The sequence below is a fragment of the Acinetobacter sp. RF15B genome (genome assembly GCF_007558235.1).
GTDB classification, from domain to species: domain Bacteria; phylum Pseudomonadota; class Gammaproteobacteria; order Pseudomonadales; family Moraxellaceae; genus Acinetobacter; species Acinetobacter lwoffii_C.
On sequence record NZ_VLSR01000004.1, the window covers coordinates 147,581 to 170,784 of the forward strand.

Annotated in this window: 21 protein-coding genes; 7 read left to right on the plus strand and 14 right to left on the minus strand. The window is 43.9% G+C overall.

The features are described 5' to 3' along the window. Positions 1–9: 9 nt before the first annotated feature. From E2K74_RS04425 to E2K74_RS04440, 4 genes are read right to left on the minus strand one after another with little or no spacing between them, the layout of a single operon-like run. Positions 10–576 (minus strand): Maf-like protein, encoded by a 567-nt coding sequence (locus E2K74_RS04425; protein WP_151206472.1) that lies wholly within the window; start codon positions 574–576, stop codon positions 10–12. Then, on the minus strand, positions 564–1,055 hold the full coding sequence (gene mreD / locus E2K74_RS04430) for a rod shape-determining protein MreD (protein ID WP_151206474.1): 492 nt from the start codon (positions 1,053–1,055) through the stop codon (positions 564–566). The genes E2K74_RS04425 and mreD overlap by 13 nt, the downstream gene beginning before the upstream one ends. Continuing rightward, a complete protein-coding gene (gene mreC, locus E2K74_RS04435; RefSeq protein WP_151203039.1) occupies positions 1,042–1,899 on the minus strand; it encodes a rod shape-determining protein MreC in 858 nt (285 codons plus the stop codon). Before mreC ends, mreD begins: the two co-directional genes overlap by 14 nt. 16 nt (positions 1,900–1,915) lie before the next feature. Further along, complete coding sequence (locus tag E2K74_RS04440) at positions 1,916–2,962, minus strand: rod shape-determining protein (protein WP_151206476.1); 1,047 nt, start codon at positions 2,960–2,962, stop codon at positions 1,916–1,918. 131 nt (positions 2,963–3,093) lie between these two features. Here E2K74_RS04440 and gatC point away from each other — a divergent pair, with 131 nt between their 5' ends. Genes gatC through gatB form a run of 3 tightly spaced genes read left to right on the plus strand, consistent with a single transcriptional unit; the run spans position 3,094 to position 6,414 of the window. Beyond that, positions 3,094–3,408 (plus strand): Asp-tRNA(Asn)/Glu-tRNA(Gln) amidotransferase subunit GatC, encoded by a 315-nt coding sequence (gene gatC, locus E2K74_RS04445; RefSeq protein WP_151205525.1) that lies wholly within the window; start codon positions 3,094–3,096, stop codon positions 3,406–3,408. Between the two features lie 52 nt (positions 3,409–3,460). Further along, positions 3,461–4,939: an Asp-tRNA(Asn)/Glu-tRNA(Gln) amidotransferase subunit GatA gene (gatA, locus tag E2K74_RS04450; protein WP_151206478.1), complete on the plus strand. Its 1,479-nt coding sequence runs from the start codon at positions 3,461–3,463 to the stop codon at positions 4,937–4,939. Beyond that, positions 4,939–6,414, plus strand: a complete 1,476-nt coding sequence (gatB, locus tag E2K74_RS04455; RefSeq protein ID WP_151206480.1) for an Asp-tRNA(Asn)/Glu-tRNA(Gln) amidotransferase subunit GatB — start codon at positions 4,939–4,941, stop codon at positions 6,412–6,414. Before gatA ends, gatB begins: the two co-directional genes overlap by 1 nt. A gap of 44 nt (positions 6,415–6,458) precedes the next feature. Here gatB and E2K74_RS04460 read toward each other — a convergent pair whose 3' ends face one another. Together E2K74_RS04460 and E2K74_RS04470 are read right to left on the minus strand one after the other, a co-directional pair. Beyond that, complete coding sequence (locus E2K74_RS04460) at positions 6,459–7,379, minus strand: restriction endonuclease (RefSeq protein ID WP_227548003.1); 921 nt, start codon at positions 7,377–7,379, stop codon at positions 6,459–6,461. Between the two features lie 672 nt (positions 7,380–8,051). Next, complete coding sequence (locus E2K74_RS04470) at positions 8,052–8,567, minus strand: hypothetical protein (RefSeq protein WP_151206482.1); 516 nt, start codon at positions 8,565–8,567, stop codon at positions 8,052–8,054. A gap of 225 nt (positions 8,568–8,792) precedes the next feature. Here E2K74_RS04470 and E2K74_RS04475 point away from each other — a divergent pair, with 225 nt between their 5' ends. Beyond that, positions 8,793–9,371, plus strand: a complete 579-nt coding sequence (locus E2K74_RS04475; protein WP_151206484.1) for a DJ-1/PfpI family protein — start codon at positions 8,793–8,795, stop codon at positions 9,369–9,371. A gap of 102 nt (positions 9,372–9,473) precedes the next feature. On the opposite strand, the gene E2K74_RS04480 is transcribed toward E2K74_RS04475, so the two are convergent. Both E2K74_RS04480 and sbmA read right to left on the minus strand, forming a co-directional pair. After that, the gene (locus E2K74_RS04480; protein WP_227548004.1) at positions 9,474–10,391 is read right to left on the minus strand and encodes a hypothetical protein; all 918 of its coding nucleotides are present in this window, start codon (positions 10,389–10,391) and stop codon (positions 9,474–9,476) included. A gap of 611 nt (positions 10,392–11,002) precedes the next feature. Continuing rightward, on the minus strand, positions 11,003–12,196 hold the full coding sequence (gene sbmA / locus E2K74_RS04485) for a peptide antibiotic transporter SbmA (RefSeq protein WP_151206488.1): 1,194 nt from the start codon (positions 12,194–12,196) through the stop codon (positions 11,003–11,005). Between the two features lie 564 nt (positions 12,197–12,760). Here sbmA and E2K74_RS04490 point away from each other — a divergent pair. The 3 genes from E2K74_RS04490 to E2K74_RS04500 all read left to right on the plus strand — a co-directional run bounded on the left by E2K74_RS04490 (position 12,761) and on the right by E2K74_RS04500 (position 16,055). Next, positions 12,761–12,955: a hypothetical protein gene (locus tag E2K74_RS04490; protein WP_151206490.1), complete on the plus strand. Its 195-nt coding sequence runs from the start codon at positions 12,761–12,763 to the stop codon at positions 12,953–12,955. A gap of 828 nt (positions 12,956–13,783) precedes the next feature. Then, positions 13,784–14,665, plus strand: coding sequence for a trehalose-phosphatase (gene otsB / locus E2K74_RS04495; RefSeq protein ID WP_413773034.1), 882 nt, complete (start codon positions 13,784–13,786; stop codon positions 14,663–14,665). Next, a complete protein-coding gene (locus E2K74_RS04500; RefSeq protein ID WP_151206494.1) occupies positions 14,622–16,055 on the plus strand; it encodes an alpha,alpha-trehalose-phosphate synthase (UDP-forming) in 1,434 nt (477 codons plus the stop codon). Before otsB ends, E2K74_RS04500 begins: the two co-directional genes overlap by 44 nt. Positions 16,056–16,082: 27 nt before the next feature. Here the strand turns inward: E2K74_RS04500 and E2K74_RS04505 are convergent, their stop codons facing one another. The 6 genes from E2K74_RS04505 to katE form a co-directional block, all read right to left on the minus strand. Further along, entirely contained in the window at positions 16,083–17,333 is a 1,251-nt protein-coding gene (locus E2K74_RS04505) for an MFS transporter (protein WP_151206496.1), read from the minus strand. Positions 17,334–17,538: 205 nt separating this feature from the next. Continuing rightward, entirely contained in the window at positions 17,539–18,252 is a 714-nt protein-coding gene (locus E2K74_RS04510) for a glycosyltransferase (protein ID WP_151206498.1), read from the minus strand. Then, the gene (locus tag E2K74_RS04515) at positions 18,249–18,863 is read right to left on the minus strand and encodes a class I SAM-dependent DNA methyltransferase (protein ID WP_151206500.1); all 615 of its coding nucleotides are present in this window, start codon (positions 18,861–18,863) and stop codon (positions 18,249–18,251) included. The genes E2K74_RS04510 and E2K74_RS04515 overlap by 4 nt, the downstream gene beginning before the upstream one ends. After that, positions 18,853–19,638: a PIG-L deacetylase family protein gene (locus E2K74_RS04520; protein WP_151206502.1), complete on the minus strand. Its 786-nt coding sequence runs from the start codon at positions 19,636–19,638 to the stop codon at positions 18,853–18,855. The genes E2K74_RS04515 and E2K74_RS04520 overlap by 11 nt, the downstream gene beginning before the upstream one ends. Beyond that, positions 19,626–20,615, minus strand: a complete 990-nt coding sequence (locus tag E2K74_RS04525; RefSeq protein WP_151206504.1) for an acyl-CoA dehydrogenase family protein — start codon at positions 20,613–20,615, stop codon at positions 19,626–19,628. The genes E2K74_RS04520 and E2K74_RS04525 overlap by 13 nt, the downstream gene beginning before the upstream one ends. A 198-nt stretch (positions 20,616–20,813) precedes the next feature. Beyond that, positions 20,814–22,934: a catalase HPII gene (gene katE, locus E2K74_RS04530; protein WP_151206506.1), complete on the minus strand. Its 2,121-nt coding sequence runs from the start codon at positions 22,932–22,934 to the stop codon at positions 20,814–20,816. Positions 22,935–23,204 lie beyond the last annotated feature (270 nt).

Sequence of the window (23,204 nt, forward strand, 5' to 3'; positions counted from 1 at the left end):
TATCAGTAGTTAATTTAGTGCCTTAACTCTCTGTAATAACTGTACTGTTTCATAAAGGGGCAATCCCACCACATTGGAATAACTGCCCTGAATGCCTGGAATATAGCGTGCGGCAATGCCCTGAATTGCATAAGCACCTGCTTTTCCTACCGGCTCACTGCTTGCCCAATAACTTTCCATATCCTGGACACTCAGTATCTGAAATTCAACCTGGGTTCTGACAACTATACTGTATTTTTCATCTTTTGTACGCACACACACCCCAGTGTAAACATCATGCCACCGACCTGAGATTTTTGTCCACATTTCAATCGCATGCTGTTTTGATGCGGGTTTACCCAAAATTTCATCATCGACGCCTAAACTGGTATCTGCGGCGATGATAATTGCTTCTGGAAAACGCTCCGCCACGGCATCAGCCTTGGCCCGTGCCAGACGTTCCACATAGGCTGCGACGGACTCGCCTGCATGCACAGATTCGTCGATATCCGGACTATAAATATCAAAGCTCAGTCCAAGTTGCTGTAACAACTCGCGACGTCGCGGCGAGCTAGAAGCAAGAATTATATGCGCCATTTCTTCAACATATAGTAAAGGACAGGCCAGACCAGAATACTGGTCAGCACTGGAATCCAGTGCCGGGCAAAGGAAAACTGTACGCTGGCTAAAATCTGGGCAAAAAAGATCAGCATCAGATGGGCCACAATGGCAATTGCAGTGATGATCCACAAATTGGAAAAGGTCAAAATACGGCGTTCACGGGTCAGGAAACGTGCCAGAAAAGCGATAAGTATAAAACTGAGTGCATTAAGCCCCAAAGGAGCATCCAGCAACAAGTCCGCAAAAATACCGGTCGCAAAAGCAAACCAGATCCCGCACCAGGTGGGCTGACACAATACCCAGAACAGCATCACCATCAGCATAAACAGCGGACGCCAGCCCGACAAGGTATAGGACAAGGGATAAACCATCAAGATCGAAGCGAGGATTACCGATATTACAATTGCCAGAAAAGGATCACGCTGTGTTCTTGATTTCATCTTAGCGATTGACATGCGGCTGCTCCATCGCCAGTGAGTCGGAGAATAACACCACCACATGATGCCCGCCCGCAAGCTGCGCTGCCGGAATCATGTCAATTTGGGCAAACTCGCCTGAATTATGCCGTTGGACTTTAGCCACCGTCCCCACCAGATAACCGGCCGGAAAATGCTGGCCCAACCCGGAGCTATATACTTTTTCTCCAACCTTGATGTTGGCACTGGTCGGTACATATTCCATCTTTAAACGTCCCAGATCGCCCGTACCGGATACAATCGCACGCATGCCAGTACGTTCCAGACGTACGGACAGCGAATGCTCTTTATCAGACAGCAACATTACCCGGCTACTATGTGGATAGACACTGATAATCTGCCCCATGATGCCTTTATCATCCAATACGGTCTGCCCTACTTTCAGGTCATTTCTGGAACCACGGTTGATCACGATAATATGCCGCAGGGGGTCGGCATCTGTGCCAATCACCTCGGCAATTTCCATGCGTCCATCAATAATCAGCGGTGTATCCAGCAGACCACGTAAACGGGTATTTTCGGCAGAAAGCTCGGCAATTTTTTGCAGTCGGACTTGGGCCTGCAACAGCTCAGCCTGCATCGCGGTATTTTCACGACGCAGTTGTGCTTCAGATTTGGTTTGTTGATTCAGCCATTCTCGCGATAGTACCGGATAGCTGGCCACGGCATAAATCGGATTATAAGCCGCGTACAAGACATCCCGTGCAGGTTGGACCACATGTGGCATGCGCCAGTCAAAGAACAGCACTACCAGACAGGTGACCAATGCAATGATAAAAGAGCGAAAAGATGGCGGTTGTCGAGAAAACAGATGTGCTTGCACCCGCCGAATCCTTGTCTTAGCCTACAAATAACATGTCGTGATTTGGATTATCGAAGAACTCGAGTACCTTGCCACCACCACGGGTCACGCATGACAGTGGATCTTCAGCAACCACTACAGGCAGGCCGGTTTCCTTGGCTAACAACTTGTCAAGGTTACGGAGCAATGCGCCACCGCCTGTTAACACAATACCGCGTTCAGCAATGTCCGAAGACAGTTCTGGTGGAGTTTGTTCAAGCGCAGATTTGACTGCTGAGACAATATTTTGTAGGGGATCAGAAATGGCCTGAGTGACTTCATCCGAATTCACCACAATCGCACGTGGCACACCTTCTGCGAGGTTACGGCCGCGGACTTCAATTTCCAGTGGCTTTTCACCTTCATCTGGCAATGCCATACCCACTTCTTTCTTGATCACTTCAGCTGTGGTTTCACCAATCACGCAGCCATGTGCCTTACGCACGTAGTTGATGATCTGCTCATCGAATACATCACCGCCGATACGCAGCGAATCTGCATAGACACAGCCTTGTAGCGAGATGATGGCGATTTCAGTCGTACCCCCACCAACATCAACCACCATGGAACCACAGGCCTGCTCAACCGGCATACCTGCACCAATTGCCGCTGCCATCGGCTCTTCAATCAGACGGACTTCACGCGCACCGGCATTATATACCGCCTCGCGGATCGCCCGGCGTTCAACCAGAGTCGATTTACATGGCACACAGACCACGACACGCGGTGCTGGCGGAAATAAACGTTTTTCGTGTACCTTACCAATGAACTGATTTAACATGGTTTCGGTCACTTCAAAATCTGCAATTACACCATCTTTCATCGGACGAATTGCAGAGATATTTGCAGGCGTACGACCGAGCATTTGTTTCGCGTCAAGACCTACAGCAGCAACAATTTTATGTGAACCGCTATGACGGATGGCTACAACCGTCGGTTCATTTAATATAATGCCTCGTCCTGGCGCATAAATAAGTGTATTTGCAGTACCTAAATCAATAGCGAGATCTGGCGAAAACAAGCCTATTAGTCGTTTTAGAATCACGGGGACGTTCTCAGTTAAACTTTATATGGACGCAAGGTGGCCACTTTAACTAAATGTGATGATTTGGACAAGTCAATCGCTTATCATAACGCATGATAATTTGAATTTTTTAATACTGATTAGGTAATATTATGTCTACATCGGATGCACAGTCTTCTGCAGATTTAAATGCAGAAACAGTTTCAGCTATTGCCCACCTCGCAAGGTTATCTCTTAATGATACGCAATCTGCTGAATATGCTCAAAGTTTAAATAAAATTTTAGGCATGATGGAAACCCTGAAAGGCATCGATACAGACGGTGTTGAGCCGCTAAAAAGCCCTTTCGATCACCCGCAGCCATTACGTGAAGATGTCGTGTCGGAAAGCAATCATCGCGAGCAGTACCAGGCCATTGCCCCTGCAGTTCAGGACGGCTTATATCTCGTCCCGCGCGTAATTGAGTAATTACTACCCAGTTCATTCTTTTTATTAAATTAAACGTAAAGAATTATTTCTCATGACAGATTTACATCGCTTATCCATTCGTGAACTTAGTGAAGGCCTGGCCAATGCCCAGTTTTCATCCCGCGAATTAACTGCACATTATTTAAAGCGCATTGAAAAGATTGATGCTCAGGTGAAGTCTTATGTGACTGTCACTGCTGAACAAGCCTTAGCGCAAGCCGATGCCGCAGATGCGGCCATTAAAGCCGGAAATGCAACCGCACTGACCGGGATTCCGATTGCACACAAAGATATTTTCTGTACCCAAGGCATTAAAACCACTGCCGGTTCTAAAATGCTGGACAATTTTATCTCTCCTTACGACGCAACCGTTGTAGCGAAAGCTAAAGCTGCGGGCCTGGTGACGCTTGGTAAAGTGAACATGGACGAGTTTGCCATGGGTTCAACTTCCGAGTCATCTTACTTTGGCGCGACCAAAAACCCTTGGGCTTTAGATCATGTTCCAGGTGGTTCTTCAGGTGGTTCTGCTGCGGTTGTAGCGGCTGATCTGGCACCCTTCGCAACCGGTACTGATACAGGTGGTTCAATCCGTCAGCCCGCCTCTTTCTGTGGTCTGACTGGTCTGAAACCGACTTATGGCCGGGTATCGCGTTTCGGTATGATCGCGTACGCATCATCACTGGACCAAGGCGGCCCAATAGCACGTTCGGCTGAAGACTGTGCTTATCTGATGAACGTGATGGCCGGTCATGATGCTAAAGACTCTACTTCAATCAATAAAGAAGTAGATGATTATGTAGCAAACCTCAATGGCACATCAGTCAAAGGCTTACGCATTGGTATTCCAAAGCAGTACTTCAATGTTGAAGGTTTGGCTGCCGATGTGAAGGCACGTGTTGAAGAATCCTTAAAAAAACTGGAAGACATGGGCGCCATTCTGGTTGAGATTGATCTCAACATGACTGAAAGCTATGTACCGACCTACTACCTGATCGCACCTGCCGAAGCTTCTTCAAACTTATCTCGCTATGACGGCGTGCGTTATGGCTACCGTGCAGAGAATCCTGTGGACTTGATGGACTTGTACAAACGCTCACGCTCTGAAGGTTTTGGTGCTGAAGTACAACGCCGTATCCTGATCGGGACCTATGCTCTGTCGGCGGGTTATTACGATGCTTACTATGTAAAAGCGCAAAAAGTCCGTCGCCTGATCCAGCAAGACTTCTTAAAAGCCTTTGAAAATGTAGATGTGATTGCTGCACCATCTGCACCAACTACAGCTTATAAGATTGGTGCTAATCTAAGCCCAACGGAAATGTATTTGGGTGATATCTATACCCTCGCAGTGAACCTGGCAGGTCTTCCTGCGATTAACGCGCCTGTTGGTTTTGACCAAGACCACTTGCCAGTTGGCTTACAACTGATTGGTAACTACTGGTCAGAATCTCAATTGTTGTCTGTGGTCCATCAGTACCAGCAAGCCACAGACTGGCATACCGAACGCGCGGCAATTGCTGAGGAGAACGCATAATGGCTCAAGCTCAAAAAAAACCAAAGTCAAATTTAATTGATGGCTGGGAAGTTGTCATTGGGATCGAAATCCATACGCAACTGGCGACCAAATCTAAAATCTTCTCGGGTTCTTCTACTGAATTCGGTCAAGATCCAAATACCCAAGCCAGTTTGGTGGACCTTGCTATGCCGGGCGTACTACCGGTATTGAACAAGGAAGTGGTTGATCTTGCCATTCGCTTTGGTTTGGGAATTGATGCTTATATCGACCAGGCTTCTGTATTTGCACGTAAAAACTACTTTTACCCAGATTCGCCTAAAGGCTACCAGATCAGCCAGATGGACAACCCGATTGTGGGCCTCGGTCATATCGATATCCAGCTGGACGATGGCACAGTTAAACGCATTGGCGTAACACGTGCGCATTTAGAGGAAGATGCAGGTAAATCGATTCATGACCAGTTTGAAGGCATGTCTGGTATCGATTTAAACCGTGCCGGTACACCGCTGCTTGAAATCGTATCTGAACCGGATATGCGTTCGGTCGAAGAAGCAGTGGCTTATATTAAAGCCATTCATACACTGGTACGCTGGTTAGGTATTTCTGACGGTAACATGGCGGAAGGTTCGTTCCGTGCCGACTGTAACGTGTCGTTACGCCGTCCGGGTCAACCGTTTGGTACCCGTTGCGAGCTGAAAAACCTGAACTCATTCCGTTTCATTGAACAGGCGATTAATGTTGAAATTGAGCGTCAAATGGAAATTCTCGAATGGGACGGCACCATTGATCAGGAAACGCGTCTGTTTGACCCGGTGAAGATGGAAACCCGTTCTATGCGCTCGAAAGAAGAAGCGAACGATTACCGTTACTTCCCTGACCCAGACTTGTTACCTGTGATCATTGCAGACGAGCAAATTGAAGCCATTAAAGCAACCATGCCTGAACTTCCTGCGGCACGTCGTGCGCGTTTCGTGGCGGACTTTGGTGTGACTGAGTACGATGCTCATGTGCTTACACTAACGCGTGAAATGTCAGAGTTCTACGAAGAAGTTGTCGCTGCTGCTGGTGGTGCTGCACAAGGTAAGATTGCTGCAAACTGGGTCATGGGTGAATTCTCAGGGGCACTCAACAAAGCAGGCTTAGATTTAGCCGATTCTCCTGTATCTGCGGAGAAACTTGGCGGCATGATCGCGCGTATTGTGGACAACACCATTAGTGGTAAGATCGCGAAACAGGTATTCGGTTTCATGTGGGACGAAGGCAAAACTGCGGACGAGATTATTGCTGAGAAAGGCTTGAAACAGGAAACTGATACAGGTGCGATTGAAGCGATTATTAAGGAAGTGCTTGCTGCCAACGAGAAGATGGTTGAAGAATATAAATCTGGTAAAGATAAAGCGTTCAACGGTCTGGTTGGTCAAGTAATGAAAGCGTCTAAGGGTAAAGCTAACCCTGCTCAAGTGAATGAATTGATGAAGAAATTGATTGGTTAATCTGATTTTTCTTTAAAAGAAAACCCGCTTTAGAGCGGGTTTTTTTATTCTATATAATGAGTGTTTAATAAGGCTTCAGAAGTTTGTGAAACATGACGCCTACTTCTTCTTATAATATTTTTCAACGTTTCTATGCCTTGTAAGAAAGTGAATAAATGACTCGAATCTAGAAGTAAAAGTGTTGTCTTCCTACCTGAGGCTTCCTTAATCGCTTGACAAGAATAACCAGACATCGAAACAAAGATACCCATTGTGTTGTCAGCCATTTTATCAATTTTAGCTTTAAAACTATCAATATCCCCAGATCCTGTTTGGTTTTTCGTAAACTTTAATTCAACTAAGTAAGTAGTCCCATCTATCGTTAATGAACCATCTATTTGTCGGCCATCTACTTTATACGGTCTCCTACATTGAATATCTGAGTAATCCAAGGCTTCATAAAACCATTTTTCAAAATCATATCCCCCTTGTTGAGTGCCGACTGATGGTAATAGGCCATGAAGTTGCTGTTGTAGCCCCTCTCTATCAACAAGTGACTTTCTAATTTCTTTTTGGATTTCTTTAAGGTTCTCTTTTGTCTTTTGCTTTTGTTCTTCCGCTTTGAGTTCATCTAATTTATGATTTATATAAGATCTCAATTCTATAATAGACTTATGTGCTTGCTGTATTTTTAGATCTGAATCTTCAAATCCTCGAAGATCAGGAAAAGTTCTTTGTTCAGATAATTCATGAGCCCATTTAAGCACAACAGATTTACCTTTCTGATTTTTTGATAGGGCAGTAAACAACCTATCTAAAAATTCACGTTTTGTTTCTCCAACTCCCCAACTTGAAATTATATGCTCGCTTATACCTGTATTTCTTAAAAAACTCTTTAAGGTTTGTTTTCTCCAAAAAGATCTTAATAATGCTTCGTATACAAGTAAAATTAAACGTGCATTAACATCCTGTTCAGCAATCCCCATATAAATTTCGCCTCTTTGTATTAATCAGCTATGGATTAAATTATAACCCACAAAATAGTAAAACTTAAAAATCAAAGGGAGAAAGATTATCATTTAATTTCCATAACTTTAATCATAGAATTAATCTAAATATTTCACACCAAAAACAACATGACTATCAAAGATAGTATCTTCTATCGCCGGACTCAAACTTAGGACTTATTAACGTCGCCAATCACTTTAAATCCTCCTTTGAGAAGGGGGAGACTTGTCATGTTCTCAATTTAATAAGCGAAATTCCCTCTCCTGAGCGAGTTTTACAGCACTGCTTTTAAAACGAAGCGCAAGTGAGGGTTAGGGAGAGGTATTTCTAAAAAAGAAACACAAGCGAGGATTAGGTAGAGGATTACTATTTATACTATAAACTCAAAAACACTTAAGAAAAACAAAAATGACAACCGAACTCTTACTTACCATCATTCAAGTAGTAATTGACATATTCGCAGTTGTTATTGTCTTTTTGCTCATTGTTCCTAAAAACTGTAAATGGCTCTCTGAAATAAAACCTGAACCCCGTAGAAAACAACGCGGATAGATTTTCCTATGGAGCTGAAGTGATCTTCTCCCCCATTTACTGGCTGATTAAAATCATCATCGCTATCTTCAAATAAACTCAAAAACCACTTATTCCTCTCACATCGACCCTAACTTATTCCACACATCCGGTGTCAAAAATGTCATCACCAATTTATTTAAATCAATATATCGTACCACGCCCTTGAGCTGCTCTTTCACTGCTGGAGTTTTTAGAATTTCTTCACCCGTAATACTGCCTAGCTCCTGAAAACTATTACCGACAGCTGGCAAGCCTTCTGCCTGAATCACTGCTTTGGTCTGTGCCGAACATTGTTCAACTAAAATACGCTGTAATACCGATGCCAGATTTCGATCCAGACTTTCTCGCTGCTGTGCAGACACATTGCTAAAACCTTTCAGGTCTGGATGTGCAGACAATGCCACAAAAGTCCATTGCAACACCATCGTCTTATCCGTTGTTGTGGTCGATTTCACCAGACAATCACTCAACTGATCCACCGTTGGCCCGGCCGATGCAAGTTGAGTTGCACCGCATAAAGCAAGCGCCATGACAGCAGCACAGCCCATACGGGAAAATGTGTGGCGAACAGCCGTGAATACACTACGAGACATCAGGCAAACTCCTATTAACAATGAATTCTTTGTATCACAAACCGCCTCTGCTCACCTGTTATCCATCTGTAAAAATAAATATTATTCTTTTACTTAGCTCAAAATTCCATGATTTTAAGAACTATTTTTATTCGACCAAAGAAGGTTTCCATTTTCTTATCACTGTCACCTACTTATGCTAAGGTTCGCTAAAACAGTAAAAGTATACTTTTCGAGGGGAAAAACATGTCTAAGCAAATTCTGATGCTGGTTGGCGACTATGCCGAAGATTATGAAACTATGGTGCCATTTCAGTTTCTGACTGGCCTAGGCTATACCGTGCATGCAGTGTGTCCTGACAAAAAAGCGGGAGATAGCATTGCAACAGCCATTCATGACTTTGAAGGCGAGCAAACTTATAGCGAAAAACGCGGTCATAACTTTGCCATTAACTATGATTTTACTGCGGTAAATTCACGGGAGTATGTGGGACTGGTCATTCCTGGTGGACGTGCGCCTGAATACTTGCGTATGAATGATCGTGTGGTCGAGATTGTGCGTGAATTTGATGCAGCACAAAAACCGATTGCTGCGGTGTGTCATGGCGCGCAGCTTTTAGCCGCTGCTGATGTATTAAAAGGCCGTGTCTGTTCTGCTTATCCTGCTTGCGCTGCTGAAGTGAAATTGGCAGGCGGTCAATATGCCGACATTGCTGTTACTGAAGCGGTTACCGATGGTCATCTGGTTACTGCGCCTGCATGGCCTGCTCACCCGGCTTGGATGGCACAATTTGTTAAAGCTTTAGGCGCCACCATTCGCCTTTAATGCTTTATGCCAAAGATTCTAAACTTGCTGGACTCTAAGCGGGTTTAGAATCTTTCCTATCATAATTGCAACTGCTTAAACCTCATTGATCAAGAAAAACATCTAATTGATTTGCTTCAGCATATTCTTCGCACCACTATGATTATAGTGAGTCGCCAAGTTTTGCAACACTCGCTTGGCCTGAGCTTTAGAGTTCGGGAAGCGATTCGCATAAGCAGGAATACCATTCAGGCAGCGCGCCACCAGCATTCCCGACTCGGTATATACCCGGGTGCCTTCTGTTCCTTGTAACTTGCCATAATTATAAGCACGTTGCGCATTATTACAGGCATTGTTCAGGTTTTTACCGCTATTAATATCACGACGGGCTACCACATAGAGCTTCATCTGCTGCTGTTGTGGCGTTTCCACTTTACGGCGCGTTACAACTGCAGGCTGTTCTAGAGGTACTTTACTTTCTTGTTTATCTGTTTCTTTTTTATCAACATCAGCTTTCTCGACCTCTTTCACGGTAGTTTTAGCTTCTGCTTTATCATTGCCCGGTTTCCTGGCTTTAGAGGCGGTCTTATGAGCCTGATAAAAATTATGCGCTTCATTCAACGTGAACATCTGTGTCAATAAACGTACTGCCCGCGTGCCCTTCTTATCCTGCTGGCGCTCGGAAACAGGCTCAATCGATACAATCCAGTTTTTTTGTGCCTGGCTCGACAGATGGCACTGATAGGCACCAATCCCTTGGGTGACATAACGATTTTTATTTAGACTGCTTCTTTGGGCATTCTCTTTGACCAGACTTAGGCGGCTTCGATGTAACAGGGAAAACTTCCCGCCCTGTTCATGACAATACTGGCTGAGGACGGTACGGGGATATAAAGATTGCGGTTCCAGGTGCTGTCTGGCTGCGTCCCATACATAGACATACTCTTTTGCCTGACCATTTTCTAAGTTTAAATTTTTTTTGACAATCACTTCTTGAGGGCTAACAAAAGGGTGCAAAGCCTTGGGTTTTGAGGGCATCATACTATTACAGCCCGCTAAAATTATTGTACTTATTGTTAGAATGATGAATTTTAATTGCACAGCAAACATCTCAACCCGGATTAAGCTATAACATATAGCAAATACAAAAAAACAACAATCACAAGATATTGATAAATATCGGAATTAAAGTAAACATTCGCACAGATCATCGCCAAAGGTGTTAAATATGACAACCTTTGTTTTATAAAAATGGATTTTGTTAACATTTTAATGGTTCATCAATCGGACAAATCACTGTATTTAAATTTTAACCACAACCTGCTCACCTAAAGACCGAAGAAACGAGTTGTTCGGTTATCCATTCTAAATATACTCAAGATCTTTTTATTATTTTATTAAAGATGAACATTGATTCACTTCTTCTATATCCTCTAGATGAGATTAAAAAATTGAATCATTTCAAATATGTAAAATTCTTATTTTATATACACCCAGTATGTAAATTAAAATAGCAGTCATACTGATCTCTCAGACACGAGATAAGAGAAAACAGTTGAATTTGTTGGCTCATTTTCTCGCTTTCTCCTGAAAAATAAAAAAAGGCCACACTTTGAATGTTTGGCCTTAAAATTAAATATTTTAAAACTCATTTATTTAATATGAGATTCAAACGCTTTCAAACGTTTATAGATCGACAAGAGTTCAATAATCGTCGGCCAAGACATAATCAGGTATTGAAAAGACTCGCGAACTTTGCCAAAAACATTCATGATTTGCATCATTAAGCCCAGCGTAATCGTGCCCGCAGCAATACTTGGGAACAAAATAAATAGTCCGTAAATATTATCGAGCTGCAAATACCAGATCCGCACCATATTGAAATAGGCATAATGGAAATATAAACGGAAATAGTTCCAGCGTACCCGGCTAAAAAGTTCCTGCAAGGTCAAAGGATGGGCACGATCTTCATAATCTTCGCCGTAAACTAGCTCTTTTCGATAGGCAGCTTCTACTTTCTGGTTATTAAATTCCAGTCCTGGCAGCTTCATGCCAACGATTATCAAGATCACCGTTCCCAGTGCCGCCCAACCAATTGATGCCCACACCAAACTATGTTGAATCTCCCCGACAAAAGGCAAAACTTTTACATGCGAGGACAGTTGGTACAAAACAGGCAAAAAAGCCATTAATAACATAAGGGATTCAATCAGGGAAACACTAAGCTGCTCGGTGGTCTTGGCAAAACGCATGGTATCTTCCTGAATACGCTGTGATGCCCCTTCAATATGACGCAGTTTTTCCCAGTGTGCAGTGTAATAATCATTCATTGCAGTACGCCAGCGGAATACATAATGGCTGACAAAAAACAGGTTAAAGACTGCCAGCGTGACATAAATCATGGCAATATAAATAAAGGTCAATGCCTCCTGGTAAAGAAACTTTACATCCCCTCCACCTTGACTGAGCATATTCTGAATCTGGTTATAAAACGGATTATACCATTCGTTCAGCACCACATTGACCTGTACGCCAAACCAGATATTAAACAGGATAAAAGCTGATCCCCAGACGGACCAGCGCTGCCATGGGTGATGAGCTTTAAACCGCCAAAACAAAGCAAACAAAGTGGTAGCGACAAAGAACCATAGATAAAACCAGATAAATTTCGGGGTCCAGAAGCGGTTAATTCCAATAGGAAGAGTTGCATCCTGATACCCTTGTGCCAAGCCGAGATACCCCCCCCAGCCTGAACCACCGCTATGCCAAAGGCCGAGATTGATTAGAAACCACAAGACCAGACTGCTGAAAAACCAGACCGGTTGCGGAAAAAATGACTTGAACATAGAGGTATAACTCTCCTTTTATCTCTGGTTCAGAAATGAAGCACAGTGTATTCTTATTTTTAGCTTGAGAACCTGCGACAGCATTATTTTTCAATTTAATGCAAAAAACAACAGATGAATATAAAACATTAATGCCTTAAATATAATTTATTCTTTTAGATTAAATTTATTCTAAATACAGGGGGGTGTTGGCACTTGGTCGAGCTGGGCGACAAAATATATGCTGAGCTAGACGAGACAGAAAACCCAGTCACTCTCCATGAATAAGCCATCATACTATAGCCGCCTCCCCTCTTCTTCACTTCAGTCATTCAATTTTATCTTTAGTTTTGGGGCATCTTTGGCTCTCATAATTTTAAGGGTTAAAATAAAGAATTTTTATCGAATGGAAAATTACCAAGATACTATTTTTATCTTTTCTATGTAGCATATGTTTTTTTAATCTACTGAAATTAATCAGGAAATAATTGATAAAGTTCTCATTTTTTATAGAAACAGTTGAATTTTCACAAAATATGTTATGATTAGGCCTATAAAAATTCATTGACCGCGGGGAGATAAAAAATGGAAAAATCAGTCATCGAACTGCTGAAGCCTGTAACACTGGAAAAAGAAAACTGTCCTCCTTTGGTATTTGAAACAGGTACAGTTCTGAAAGTCCTGATGCAGACTCCTACCAGCCTGCTGGTGAGTAAGGACGATGATTTTAATTTTACTGTTGCTTTAAAAGATGAAAACAAGATTTGGCGTGTACTTTAAATAAAAATAATCGGCTCGACAGAGACTTTATTCTGGTCTGAAAGAATTTAATACCTCCTCCAGATTCTGCTAAAGCCAAGGTTTCAAAAACTCTGATCATTGGCTTATAGAGCAAAGCTGCTGTGTACAAAATGATAGCTCTACCTACCAAATGGCCGGCAGTATTTCTCACTTTCAGCGTGAATAGCTGGCATGTTCCATTTCGTCAACTGCCTAATATTTTATTTTGCTGTATGGTCTGAAATGATATTGGTCTGCTGTAGATGACTAAACTGTCTTCAGGTTCTTTTCAAGATCAACACTTGGCAGGTCTTAAAATCAGGGCTTTGCTGTTTGCATTTATTTTGACTCTTGATCCATATCAGGTTCATCAATTAAGTCTCAGCTCCATAACTCTGATTTAAAGTCAGAAAAAATTTATCTGCTTGTATCAAGGTATTCTATTTTACCTCCAATAACCTTAAGTAGAACTTTAAATAAAAAGTCACTTTAAATCGTTAAATTTAAAACATTTCCAAAACACAACGTGTTTTATATTCTAAAGGAAAATTTAAAGCATTTTAAAGTTTCAGTTAATTAATTTATTATAATTACATAAATATACATTTTTCTAATAAAATAAATAATCATACACTCAGAAAATATAATATTTAAATCGCCTAAATATTTCGAAATTTTACAAAGTAAAGATACACACTAAAAGTGTTTGGTTTCTGCATTGAAGACCGAATCAATAAAAATAATATGTTATAAATCTAGAAGATCAAAAACCAAACAAGTCAAAATTTAATATTTATTTAACCCTATATCAATTACTTAGGCAGATTTATAATGTTCAAGCATTCGGAGCAAGTTATAGAAGATTCATCTGAAGCTTCTTTTTATATGTCGCCAAATACGATTATAAATACTTGCCCATCAGAGATTTATTCTCAAGACTTGGTTTTATTTCTTGATATTGATGGAACAATCTCTGAGTTTAACCCTGATCCAGAAAAAAGTATTATTAGTAGTGAAATTATAGATTTACTTAAACAATTACAAACCTACCTCACCCTTATATTAGTTACTGGCCGTTCTATTATACAGGCGCAAAATCTTATTCATCCATTTAAATGGAATATCGTAGGTTCACATGGCCTGGAATTAAGATATCAGTCTGAGTTAAAAACATTAATTCAATTAAATCCAGAACGGCTTCAACAATTAAAAGACTATATTCAAACTCATGCACGGCAGCTTACCCAACTGAGAATTGAAGTTAAACGCTACTCCGTTGCCCTCCATTTTCGTGAACATCCGGACATGGAACAGGCAGCACATACACTGGCTTTAAACTGCCTGTCTCAGTTTCCAGAGTTTGAGCTAAAACCTGGCAAATATGTCTTTGAACTTGTACCTCAAGGTGCAAACAAAGGCTCAGCCATTCAGCAGATCATGCAGCAATATCACTCCCCCACTGCTTATCCCATTTTTATCGGCGATGACCTGACCGACGAAGCCGGTTTTCAGGCCATTAACGCATTGAAGGGCTGTTCCATTAAAGTCGGCAGCGGAGTAACCGCGGCGCAATACAGATTAGAAAATGTGTCCCAAGTGCAAGCTTTTCTGGAAATATTTTTAACATCACTCAAAGCACAAGAACAACAATTATCGGAGAAATCACATGTCAAAACTCATCGTGTTATCAAATCGTGTGAATCTACCTAACCCAGATAACATGAAAGCTGGTGGATTGGCTGTCGCATTGCAGGATGCTTTGCAGGATATCGGCGGAATCTGGGCAGGCTGGAACGGTTCAAGAACTGAACAGGTCAAGGAGCAAAAATTTCAGATTCAGAAGTTTCAGAATGTCGAATATCATACCAGTCCATTGACTGAGTCCCAGTATCAGGGATTTTATTGTGGTTTTGCCAATAATGCCTTGTGGCCACTGATGCATGATCAGCATCAACTGGTAGATTATCAGCCTCAGGATTTCAAGATATATAAAGAGGTAAATTTACGTTTTGCCAAACACCTGAAACAGATTGCTTCGCCACATGACATCATCTGGATTCATGATTATCATTTTCTCAGTGTGGCACATTATTGTCGCAAGCTCGGCATGCGTAACCGGATTGGTTTCTTTTTGCATATTCCATTTCCGGAATTGAAACTCTGGCAGACGCTTCCTCCTCATCGGGATTTGGCCCATCATCTGGCAAATTACGACGTGCTCGGCTTTCAAACCCCGCGTGACCAGATGAACTGTATTCATTTTCTGGAACAGATGCTGCATCTTGGGCACCGCAATGATGAGATTCTAAATTATCAATCTAGACGGATTAATGTGAAATGTTATCCAATTGGCGTGCATCCGGTACAAATTCAGAAACAGGCGGCAGCCAGTCAGCAGACGGAACTTCCATTTCACTTGACTGAAACGCAATCTTATAAAACTATTATCTCAGTTGACCGAATTGACTATAGTAAAGGTTTACTGGAAAAAATTGGCGCCTTGCAAAGCTTGCTGGAAGATCAACCGGAGTTTAAAGGCCAATTCCAGCAGCTACAGATTGCCTGCCCTTGCCGGCTGGATGTAAAAACCTATCAAAACCTGTATCAACAGTTCCAGTCCGCTGTAGAGCAATTGAATCAGCAACATGGTTCAGCAGACTGGCTGCCTTTTGAGTGCAGTTTTAATACGCTCGGTCATGAAAGCCTGATGCACCTATACCGACATGCTGATATTTGCTGGGTAAACTCCATCCGGGATGGGATGAATCTGGTGGCGAAAGAATATATTGCTGCCCAGGATCCGAAAGATCCGGGCGTACTGATCCTGTCCAAATATGCGGGCGCTGCCGAGCAGATGAAAGAGGCTTTACTGGTCGATCCTTATGATCATGACAGCATGAATAAGGCATTAAAAAAAGCCTTACGGATGTCTAAATCAGAACGTATAGAGCGTTATCGTTATTTGCAGCAAGGTCTTAAAAACTTCGACATTATGCGCTGGCGTGATCAGTTCCTGACCGATCTAAAAAAAGCCCAAAGTTTGCGAATTTACCGTCCGCTGGCTGCGGGGATTTCGACCCAGTTCAGTGTACATGGCTAATCGCTGCACCGTAAAAAAACACCAGCTTTATGCTGGTGTTTCATTTTCCAGTACAGGCAGAGCTGCTTCTGGCTGTTCTACAGGTTGTTGGTCCGCAGTCAGATGGTTCAGGATGACAATACTTAACAGGCCGAAGGCCACTACAGTAAAGACCACACTTAAACCGACTATTTCACTCCCAAAACCCACCAGAGCCGGTCCAATTAATGAGCCGGTATAAGCAAAGACTGATACATAAGACAAAGCCACGTGGGAGGCCAAAGTCTTTTGACGGCCTGCACGTGAAAACATCAAGGGAACGATATTGGCACTGCCCAGTCCTAACACCGCATAACCCACCAGTACCATAGGCCAGACAGGTGCAAATACCACAATAAATAAACCTGTTGCTGCCAGCAATGCACTCAACAGAATCGTGGTTTTCTCACCTAAAACCTGAATGAACAAATGTCCGCTAAAACGCCCCAGCACCATCAAGGCAGCGAAAAAGCTATAAGCCAAGCCGGTTTGTGCAGCTGGCAAGCTGAACTCGGTCGCCAAATAAATTCCGCTCCAGTCCATGGCCGCCCCTTCGGACAGAAAAGCCACGAAACAGATCAGACCAATACCGAGAATGGCCCAGGTTGGACGTGATTTTTTAGTTACTTCATGCGCAGTTTCAGTTATATCTTCCTTGATTGCTGGCGCAGCACGACCCAGGCAAAATGGAATAGCTACCATGGTAATAAGCAGCAAAATTATACTGATAGTTACCGCACCCATTAAAGGGAGCAGGCCGAATCCCATTAAAGTCGTCATCCCCAGCACACCTGCCAGACCACCCAGACTGCATACGCCATGGAAACCAGACATCAGGCTTTTACCCACGTATTTTTCAATTTGAGCAGCCTGAAGGTTGACCGTTACCCCCAGCGCACCAGCACTGGCACCAAAGAAAAATAGGCTGATTGCCATAATTAGGGTGTTTGGACTGGCAGCCAAAGCCGGTAAAATAAACAGGAATGCTGCAAGAATGACTGCTAAAACCGGACGACAGCCAAATTTATTTGCCAGACGCCCCGCCAGTGGCATAGCCAGCATTGAACCAATGCCCGCGCACAGCAATAATAAGCCGAAATCTGCATGGTTCAGAAAAAGACGTTGCTGGGCATAAGGAATAAGCGGTGCCCACGCTGCCGTACTAAAACCCAGACTGAAAAAACATAAAGCCGTTGCAATCTTTTGCCATAGATAGGGTGATGGAGACTGAAGTCGAGCACGTAAAGTTGGATTTAACATGATGTTGTTCCAAAGAAAATTCAGGCATCCATTACCGAGCATCCATAGAAAAACCCCACCTACTTATAGCTTGGAGATATAAGTAGGTAGGGCTTAATTTGCGTGAATTATATATAAAATGAAATGAAATAAAATAGGCAGAAAACAGATTTTTTAATATTTTCTTACAAGTGTTTGATTGTATAAATTTTATAATTTTATTGTTTTATTTGTAAACAATGATCGGTTTTTCGACTGTCTCCTGAGTCTCTAAATTTTGCAAGAAACTGGCAAAGCCTTCTGTCACTTTTGAGTTCAAACGACTACTGGTCAGCACTCTTAAACGGTTAGACCAGGTGATCTGGACATTTGCCCGTTCCAGACGCTGAATGAACTCTACATCTTCATGACAAGCCAGCTGTTCAAAGCCTTGGTTTTTTATATATACATCTGATTTAAAACATAAATTTGCACCATGAACATGGTGATGATTCATTCTATCCTGATAATGGCTCAAGTACTTAAAACGGGTTCCCGGGCTTAAATGATCCCACTCATCCAGCTCGACTACTCCGCAAATCACCTCAGTGGGTTGATGCTCTAACATGACTTTAAACCAGTCCGGCTGCACTCGAGAGTCTGCATCGGTGCAGCAGATCCAATCACAGCCTTGAGCAATGAGTTGCTGGATGCCTAAATGACGGGTTTTGCCTACACACTGAAAATCACACTGGATGCTTTCAACCGCCATTTTCTGGACTTTTTGCGCAGTCTGATCGGTACAAGTGTCTAAGACGACTAAAATCTTAATCTCAAATAGACTTTCTACTGATTCAAGCGATTGAAAAAATTCAAGTTGGGCTGTTTTTAAGGCCAATAAACAGCGTTCAATATAAGCTTCCTCATTGCAAGCAGGAATGACCACACCGATCTTTTTCATTTCAAGCCCTCTTGCTCTGCCACGGATTGAGCGGCATTTACCCACAGATCGACCAGAAAATCAGCCTCTTCCAGATGTAATACCTGACGATATTGCAAGTTTTCTTTTAAATACGCATGGATGACATCGCCATTAAAATGAAAGTCGACAATCGGGGCGCGCCAATGACAGGCCAAAAGACAGCCCCCAGCATCGAGCGCCTCATGTAACCATTGGAGTACCTGTTCCAGACTATGTGGGTCCAGATAATATAGAATCTCACTCACCACAATGAGCTGGAACTTCCGCTTTGGCAAGTCCAACGGGATGATGCCTTGCTGTACATTAACATGTCCATAAGACCGCAACCGTTGCCGAGCCATCTCAACCGCCGTGGCATGCGCATCCAGACAGACCAGCCCCTTACTGCGCTGCGCCAGTTCCTCTGCAAATACACCGTTGCTACAACCGATTTCAATCGCCGAATCAAAAGATGGCTGGGGTAAAATGGCCAGACAAATCTGGCGTTTGCGCTGTTCATACCAGCGCTGTTCATAGTGCCAGGGATCACCCTGATTAATACGATAGAGACGATCGAAATATTCCTGCTGATAGGTCAATTTACTGTTCATACAGATAGACCTCCCATGGTTGTAAAAGACGTTGCAGCGCATAACCGGATAGGATTGGCGGCTGTCCGGTCGTCGGGTCCATTTCCAGCTGACTCTTAAAACACTGCGCGGCTCGTCGCTTATGACTTAATTCGGTAGTACTAAGCTGAAGTTTATGGGCAATGTTCCAGTTTATCCGTGCATCACCCGGCTGGGCCCAGTGCCATGCCCAAATCAGCACCTGTATACAAGGCCGCTGCAATTCTGTCGCCAAATCCTGTATCACCTGCGCAGTCCCTTCATGATCAGGATGTCCGTCATGAATAAAGGTCGTCACCAGTACATCATGGGGCTGTAGTTGTGCTTTTAGACGCTGTTTAAGCAGTTCACGCTGTTCAATTACTTCTCCATCCTGAATTTGTAGTGCAATTCGTTCTACGCTCTGCTGCAACTGTAGTGCTGCTAAGGCTTGCCGTGTTTCATATGGCCGAATCTGATCGAGTTGCGCCGGGCTATAAAGACTGGAATCAGGATGACTGGCAGTCCCATTGGTCACTGCAAAAATCGTGACTGGATACCCGGCCTGATCCAGGCGCTGGATCAGACCGCCACACCCCAGAATTTCATCATCCGGATGTGGCGCAATAATACAGACCCGCGACCCCATTGGAATTATGGCCTGAATATCGAATGCAGGAAGCTGCTGCAAGATCGGGCAGGACAGCCATTGCTCTTTAGGCGTCCCCTCCCCGTGAATTACCCGATCTCCTACGATCTCATGAACTAGAGTTGCCATAAGGTCTGCTCCTCCTCCTGTGCACTTAGTTCACCGATACGCTCCAGATCAAACGCCGCATGACTTTGCCTGATAAACACCGGAAGATCTGCAACCAGACGGGCGAAATGAGCATTTTCACAAAACGGCGTCGCACCTAGCGCTTTGCCTACCATGTTCAGCACATGAAGTGCACTTGCCTCGACTTGAGCGCGCAGGCTGCGAACTTTCAGTTCATGAGACTGTTCGGGATACTGGTCAATCTGCTGTGCCACTTGATGGAACATGGCACGCGTTGCCAAGAGCTCACGACTGACCTCGCCCAAATACATGGCTGTATAAAGATGGGGCCGGTTTAATACGCCCTGTTTTAAATACTGAGCCACAGCGACGGTGGCCCCATACCAGCATGCTGCCACCCCTGCTGCACCATGCCAGAATCCGGCACGCTCCAGATAAGCATGCGGTGCTGCGACTGCTTGTACCGCGACCTGATCCAATTCAAGACGGCTGGTGCCGGTATGCTGCATTCCGACTGCATGCCAATGCTGCTGATGGTAATGAATACCGGGTTGCAACATATCCAGAATCAGGAGCTGCGACTGATGATGTTCATTTCGACAAGTGACCAAGGCGGAATCTACCCAGGCTGCGGCTGAACACCAAGGCTTGCTTCCACTTAATTTGCCCTGTTCCAGTTGCAGCGGTTGAGGTCCGCCTTCTGCAGCCCAGATTGCCCAGAGCCGCCCCGAATCGGCCGGAATATGAAGTTCATGTAAAATAGCCAGCGCATCCAGATGGGACTCAAACAGTTTGCCCAGGCTTAAGTTGGTCGCAGAAACTTCAGCCAGAATTTGCCAGCGTTTTAAGGTATCGCCAGAGGCAGGCAAAGGAATCTGTTCAGAAAACTGTACCAGTTCCTTTAAGGTATGGTGAATACTTTCTTCGAGTTCTAAAGATGAATGTTTAAATTTTTCTAATATTGAACCGAGGTTCATGTAGATTCTTCCTCAAAATGGAAATCGGGTCAGCATCCTCTCCAACAAGCAAAGGGCTGTACTGTTTCTAGGTTTCAAACAGGCATCACCTCAATCATTGTTCAATGATTCTGTTTAACCCTATAAATCCTGCTCTACCCCCTCACTCAGCCCTTGCGAAACAGGGAATAGAAGCCGGATCTTCTATTCCCTGTAAAGTTATGCAGGAATAGTTTCTGCAATCGCTTCACGCATCCACACACGATGGTTCATGATTAAAGTTTTAAATTGATCTTGGACTTTTTCAAACTGTGTACCTACCAAAGTGCCTTCATCACGGCTCAACCGCAGCTCTTCGATCAGCTGGTCTTTATCACCCAGGAAAACCACAGGCTTAAGATGCTTATATGCCTCAAGCAGATAGTGTGTGGCGACTCCATCTTTTAACACCATGTCATGATTATCGCCATCGACAATCACCACAGCATCGTAGGCAATCGAAGGCTCTGCTTTTTGCATGCCATCTGAAGGAATGACTGCACCCTTCTGGCTAAGTATCGGGCCTGAGCGTGGAGTAAGGACATCAGCCACCGCACTTTCTGATTCTGCCCAGACTTGAACTGCCTTAATACTGGCTTCATTGGCCTGATCATGAGCCAGAATGGCAATTTTTCGGCCCTTGATATCTTGTGGTTTAAAAGCCTCAAAAGACAGGCGCTTGGAAACCACCACCTCTGGCAGTTTGGCTGCCTTTTTCTCGGCCGGAATCTCGATACCTAGCTGGTCTGCGACCTGCTGGGCCAAAGACAAGTCAATATTGCACAACACATCCAGTACTTCACGTTCCTGAATATGTTTACGCTGGACTTTACTCAGCTCAAACACATAGGCATCTACAATATGCTTCTGTTCATGCGGCTGCTGGCTTTGGTAGAAAATACGCGCATGACTAAAGTGGTCATTAAAAGATGGGCTGCGCTGACGGATTTTATGACCGTCAATACGCTCCTGATAGCTTTCAAAGCCACCAGCCTGCGCGCCCGCTGCTTCGGCTGGCCAGTTGTTATCAATTGAGTTTGGCTCATAATTGGCCTGGCCACTATAGACAATACGCTGATGCAAGCCATCTCGCTGGTTATTATGAAATGGGCAGACTGGCTTGTTGATTGGAATCTGGTGGAAATTCGGACCACCCAGACGACTTAACTGGGTATCGGTATAAGAAAATAGACGCGCTTGCAGCAGTGGGTCGTTGGTAAAATCAATTCCTGGTACCACATGTCCGGGACAGAAGGCCACCTGTTCAGTCTCGCCGAAGAAATAATCTACATTACGGTTGAGTACCATACGGCCAAGTGGAGTTACTGGCACTAACTCTTCCGGGATGATTTTGGTCGGGTCCAGCAGGTCAAAATCAAACTTCATTTCATCTTCTTCAGCTACGATTTGCACCCCAAGCTCCCACTCAGGATAGTTTCCTGAAGCAATGGCTTCATACAAGTCACGACGATGAAAGTCCGGGTCTTTTCCTGCCAGCTTTTGTGCTTCATCCCAGACCAGCTGCGTCATGCCCTGCTTCGGTGTCCAGTGGAATTTGACAAAGACAGCTTTATTTTCAGCATTAATCAGCCGGAAAGTATGCACGCCAAAACCCTGCATGGAACGCAAGCTGCGTGGAATTGCCCGGTCGGACATGGCCCACATTACCGCATGGGCCGTTTCAGGAACCAGAGACACGAAGTCCCAGAAGGTATCGTGGGCCGTAGCACCGGTTGGTATTTCAGTTTGCTGTTCCGGCTTCATGGCATGTACAAAGTCTGGAAACTTGATACCGTCCTGAATAAAAAATACCGGAGCATTATTTGCCACCAGATCATAATTGCCTTCATCGGTATAGAACTTGGTGGCAAAACCACGAATATCACGTACTGTATCCGCGGAACCACGTGGCCCCTGTACTGTAGAAAAACGTACAAAAACTGGTGTCTGTACGTCAGTACGGGTCAAAAATCCGGCCTTAGTCCATTTGTCATTGCCGGGATAAGCTTCAAAAAAACCGTGCGCTCCAACACCACGTGCATGCACAATCCGCTCCGGGATACGCTCATGGTCGAAATGGGTAATTTTCTCACGCAGAATAAAATCTTCCATGAGCGTTGCGCCGCGAACACCGGCTTTCAGACTGTTCTGATTGTCAGAGATTTTCACCCCCTGATTGGTCGTGAGTGTCTGTTCTGTCGCATCACTACGATATACATCCAGTTGCTCACTTTTCTTATTGGTATTTTGCTTATCTAAACTGCCTGTCGCTGCTATTGGGCTGTTCGCCTTGATTTTCATGATTTTTTCCTTGCCGAGATCGAGTTTAATAAAAGTATTCTTGGTTCTATCTCAAATTTGCTTGAGTCTGGTTCAATACTTGAGTCTGGTTCAATAGACGGCGGGTTCAATAAAAAATTCCGGAGGTCTGCTATCGCTGCTGGGCTGAATCAATTGCGCTAAGCCTCAGTTTTTTTTGATAGTATCCTTAAACTTTAGATCGTTTTCTTATCGACTTCGCCTTTGCTCCCTACCTTAACGGTATTTATAAAATCAGAGTGATGACTCTTT

Coding starts and splice junctions, on each gene's coding strand:
- E2K74_RS04425 (WP_151206472.1), bottom strand. CDS start 576: ATGGCGCATATAATTCTTGCTTCTAGCTCGCCGCGACGTCGCGAGTTG.
- mreD (WP_151206474.1), bottom strand. CDS start 1,055: ATGTCAATCGCTAAGATGAAATCAAGAACACAGCGTGATCCTTTTCTG.
- gatC (WP_151205525.1), top strand. CDS start 3,094: ATGTCTACATCGGATGCACAGTCTTCTGCAGATTTAAATGCAGAAACA.
- gatA (WP_151206478.1), top strand. CDS start 3,461: ATGACAGATTTACATCGCTTATCCATTCGTGAACTTAGTGAAGGCCTG.
- gatB (WP_151206480.1), top strand. CDS start 4,939: ATGGCTCAAGCTCAAAAAAAACCAAAGTCAAATTTAATTGATGGCTGG.
- E2K74_RS04460 (WP_227548003.1), bottom strand. CDS start 7,379: ATGGGGATTGCTGAACAGGATGTTAATGCACGTTTAATTTTACTTGTA.
- E2K74_RS04470 (WP_151206482.1), bottom strand. CDS start 8,567: ATGTCTCGTAGTGTATTCACGGCTGTTCGCCACACATTTTCCCGTATG.
- E2K74_RS04475 (WP_151206484.1), top strand. CDS start 8,793: ATGTCTAAGCAAATTCTGATGCTGGTTGGCGACTATGCCGAAGATTAT.
- E2K74_RS04480 (WP_227548004.1), bottom strand. CDS start 10,391: ATGATGCCCTCAAAACCCAAGGCTTTGCACCCTTTTGTTAGCCCTCAA.
- sbmA (WP_151206488.1), bottom strand. CDS start 12,196: ATGTTCAAGTCATTTTTTCCGCAACCGGTCTGGTTTTTCAGCAGTCTG.
- E2K74_RS04490 (WP_151206490.1), top strand. CDS start 12,761: ATGGAAAAATCAGTCATCGAACTGCTGAAGCCTGTAACACTGGAAAAA.
- E2K74_RS04500 (WP_151206494.1), top strand. CDS start 14,622: ATGTCAAAACTCATCGTGTTATCAAATCGTGTGAATCTACCTAACCCA.
- E2K74_RS04505 (WP_151206496.1), bottom strand. CDS start 17,333: ATGTTAAATCCAACTTTACGTGCTCGACTTCAGTCTCCATCACCCTAT.
- E2K74_RS04510 (WP_151206498.1), bottom strand. CDS start 18,252: ATGAAAAAGATCGGTGTGGTCATTCCTGCTTGCAATGAGGAAGCTTAT.
- E2K74_RS04515 (WP_151206500.1), bottom strand. CDS start 18,863: ATGAACAGTAAATTGACCTATCAGCAGGAATATTTCGATCGTCTCTAT.
- E2K74_RS04520 (WP_151206502.1), bottom strand. CDS start 19,638: ATGGCAACTCTAGTTCATGAGATCGTAGGAGATCGGGTAATTCACGGG.
- E2K74_RS04525 (WP_151206504.1), bottom strand. CDS start 20,615: ATGAACCTCGGTTCAATATTAGAAAAATTTAAACATTCATCTTTAGAA.
- katE (WP_151206506.1), bottom strand. CDS start 22,934: ATGAAAATCAAGGCGAACAGCCCAATAGCAGCGACAGGCAGTTTAGAT.